Source organism: Streptococcus sp. GMD6S (assembly GCF_000297015.1).
The window spans coordinates 1-3,347 of the sequence record NZ_AJRH01000376.1 but is presented as its reverse complement, the minus strand read 5'-3'; the positions used below and the strand labels follow the sequence as shown (position 1 = coordinate 3,347).

Here is a 3,347-nt window from a genome sequence, read left to right as displayed (position 1 = left end):
TGTTTATGACCGCCAAGGGTACTTGACCTTGACCTTGCCTGTCTCTGAGCACCAAATCATCATCGCAAAACTTTTAGGTGGTCTTGTCTGGTCCATCTTAAGCTATATCGTCTTTATCTTGAGTATATTGATTATCTTCTTCTTAACACCAATAGAAAAAGACTTCACTGCTCTCTATAACTTCATTTCCCCTTACCTCAGCTACGGCTGGCTGTATGCCCTATCACTATTTGTCAGTTCTATCGCATGGATTTTATCCATCTACCTCTCCATCTCTATCGGACAACTCTTTAATGAGTATCGAACAGCTATGGGGATTCTAGCCTATATCGTCATTGCCATCGTCATTGGTTATGTTTCTCTCTTTTTCCGAATTGAAAATGACTTTAACATGATGATTGGTACAGAAATTCTGCGCGATCTCTTTTTATCAGCTATCTACTATCTCGGTACCTACTATATCTTGAAAAACAAGGTTAACTTGCAATAAGTTAAAGGTCTAGCGACTCTGTATCGCTAGATCTTTTCTTTTAGATATATTGTATGAAAATGTGGATAAAAAGGAGTATAATAATTTTAAAAGTGATTACTGTATATTGATAAGGAGGGAGCTCTTTATGCTTAGAACGTTTGTTGCAAAGAAACACTTAACACTTTACTTCTTTTCGATTGCAATCACATGGCTGGAAGCGATTATTACGCCAGCGCTCATTCAGAGTATCGTTGCTAGTTTTACCAATCAAGAACTGGAACTTCTTTGGAAAGTGTTGATTCTGGGAATCCTTGGAAACCTCATCCTCTTACTGGGGCTAGCTGGAAAACGCTATTACTACGCTCGTTTGATTACTGATTTCAGATATGGAATTAAAAGCGCTATTTTCAAGCGATTCCTCAGCGGTTATGATATTGATGAAAAGGATATTTTGTCTGATTTAGAAAACGACGTCAACCAGTTAGAAAAGAGCTATATTGAGCCAACCGTTATCATTATTTCTTCTCTTGGTTTCACAACCGTCTCCATTCTATATGCCCTGTGGACTAATTTTTACCTAGGCTTGATTTTTATTCTCTTCTACTCCGTCCCTGTCCTCTGTAGTGCCATCGGATCTAAGCGTTTAGATTCACTTTCTGAAAAGCGGTCCACTATTAACCAGAGCTACTTATCAAGCTTGACAAATTTTATTGGCGGTAGCCAACAGATTCGTCATTATCAGGGACAGGACTTCTTTTTTGCTCGCTATCAAAATCAGTTACAGACTAGTTTGGATGCGGAAATACGATATGAGAAACAACGTACCCTAAACAGTCTCTTTATCAATAGCATCGATGCCTTTTGCTCCGTTGCCCCTATTGTCATTGGCGGTTTTATGACCTATTATGGTTATTTAAACGCAGCTAGTTTTGTAGCCATTTATCTCGTTTCTCATAATATTGGCTATCAATTCCAAGAATTAGCCTACTTTACTAACACCCGAAAAGCAACTCAATACCTCTGTGAAAAGTACCAAGTACTTTTCACAAATTCTAGTCCTATTTCTACTAGCACCTTCCAAAACATTTATCCCGTCCAACTAGAGAATATCTCTCTAGAAAAAGAGGGACAGGTCCTTTTATCCCCTCTTTCCATGCACATCAAGAAAGGAGAAAAGATTGCCATTATCGGTGAAAGTGGCTCTGGAAAAACGACTTTACTCAATATCATTCATGGAGAGTTGGCTGCGACCAGTGGACGGATTGCATTTGCTGGCCAAAGCCTATCACGCCAAGAAATCACGAGCGTTAGCTCCTATATCCTCCAAGATAGCCATTACTTTGACACGCTGTCTCTGGAAGACAATATCCTTCTAGGAATGACTAAAAAGCAAGAAAGGTTGAATCATATCCTCAAGACAACTGGTTTAGAACATTTGAAAAATCGAACTCTTAGCAACGATAGCCTGTCTGGTGGCGAGAAACAACGACTCGAAATCGCTCGCGCGCTCTATCACGACAGCCAACTCATCTTGGCTGATGAGATTAAGGCCAATCTTGACTTAGAGAATAGCAAAAAGATTAGCGACCTCCTCTTCTCGCTACCTCAGACAGTCATTGAAGTCATTCACCATTATACAGACGAGGACTTAAAACGCTACGACCAAGTCATTCATTTAAGCAAAGAAAAGTAAATCCTTACAAAATAAAATTGGAAAAAAGCAAGGAACTCAGCTTCCTTGCTTTTTAACTCAATATCAAACTGGCTACGATGGGGCTGACAAAGACGTAGAGAATACCAGTGACACCGATAGCCAAGCCACCCATGGCTCCTGCTACCGATCCGTATCGAAAGGCGGTTCCCGTTCCGACAGCATGACCTGTTCCTCCAAGAGAAAGTCCCACAGCCACTGGGTCATCGATCTTCAACCATTTCAAAAGGGTTGGTCCGATCACACTGGTCAAAATGCCAGTGGCCACTACGACGACCAAGGTCACAGTCGTCAAACCTTGCAATTTTTCTGTAATCCCCACTGCCATAGCGGTTGTCACTGACTTGGGAAAGAGAGAAATAGCTAGGAAAAAGTCCATGCCAAATATTTTCGCTACTATGGCAGTAAAGCAAGTATTGACAACTACTGCTAACAGACTACCAAAGAGAATACTGCGAGCATGGTGCTTCATCAAGTGAAAACTCTTATAAAGCGGAATCCCTAAAGCCACTGTTGACGGAACAATCAAATTGTTCAGATAAACCCCACCTTGGTAGTAATCTTGGTAAGAAATCCCCGTCAGCTTTAGAAAAATGATAATGAAAACAGCCGACAAAAGCAAGGGCGTTGTCAATGGATGGGGAAAACGTCTGTAAATCAGCATCCCCACTAGATAAGCAAGGATAGACAGGGCAAGCCCAAACAGGGGATTGGAAACAAATTCACTCATTTGGCATCTCCTTTCTCATAATCTCCCTCAAATCGTCTCTTAATGAACTGAACTACCACGGCTATGAGGATAATATTGATGACAGCTGCAAAAAAGACAATCAAAACGATGGGCAGGAGATAGGGAGCAATCACATCAAACTTCTCCATTATTCCCACTGCTGGTGGCAAAAAGAGAATAGTCATATTGGCCAGCAAGAAATTCCCCACCATGTTGACATGTCTGGTTCTCAGCCACTTGAACTGTAAGGCTAGAAAGAGAATAATCAAACCGATAATACTGCCTGGGATAGGCAGATGAAAGAAACTAGAAATTCCCTCACCGATCAATGAAATCACAAAGAGAATCATTAATTGAACATATAATTTCATTCTAAACTCCACGAAATAGACTTCTTGCATACCAGTTTACTCTTTTTTCAGAAAATTTCAAGG

At 40.6% G+C, this 3,347-nt stretch carries 4 protein-coding genes; 2 read left to right on the top strand and 2 right to left on the bottom strand.

The features are described from left to right. Positions 1 to 490, top strand: a 490-nt coding sequence (locus GMD6S_RS12905; RefSeq protein WP_000326300.1) for a hypothetical protein, incomplete at its 5' end; no start/stop codon positions are given. 127 nt (positions 491 to 617) lie between these two features. Then, complete coding sequence (gene gggC / locus GMD6S_RS11800; RefSeq protein WP_000946536.1) at positions 618 to 2,165, top strand: streptosactin export ABC transporter GggC; 1,548 nt, start codon at positions 618 to 620, stop codon at positions 2,163 to 2,165. Positions 2,166 to 2,217: 52 nt separating this feature from the next. Here gggC and GMD6S_RS11795 read toward each other — a convergent pair whose 3' ends face one another. Next, positions 2,218 to 2,913, bottom strand: a complete 696-nt coding sequence (locus GMD6S_RS11795; protein WP_001288947.1) for an LrgB family protein — start codon at positions 2,911 to 2,913, stop codon at positions 2,218 to 2,220. Next, entirely contained in the window at positions 2,910 to 3,284 is a 375-nt protein-coding gene (locus GMD6S_RS11790; protein ID WP_000781327.1) for a CidA/LrgA family protein, read from the bottom strand. The genes GMD6S_RS11795 and GMD6S_RS11790 overlap by 4 nt, the downstream gene beginning before the upstream one ends. Positions 3,285 to 3,347 lie beyond the last annotated feature (63 nt).

What these genes read in the sequence shown, in the direction of transcription:
- GMD6S_RS11795 (WP_001288947.1), bottom strand. Translation starts at nt 2,913, where the DNA reads ATGAGTGAATTTGTTTCCAATCCCCTGTTTGGGCTTGCCCTGTCTATC.
- gggC (WP_000946536.1), top strand. Translation starts at nt 618, where the DNA reads ATGCTTAGAACGTTTGTTGCAAAGAAACACTTAACACTTTACTTCTTT.
- GMD6S_RS11790 (WP_000781327.1), bottom strand. Translation starts at nt 3,284, where the DNA reads ATGAAATTATATGTTCAATTAATGATTCTCTTTGTGATTTCATTGATC.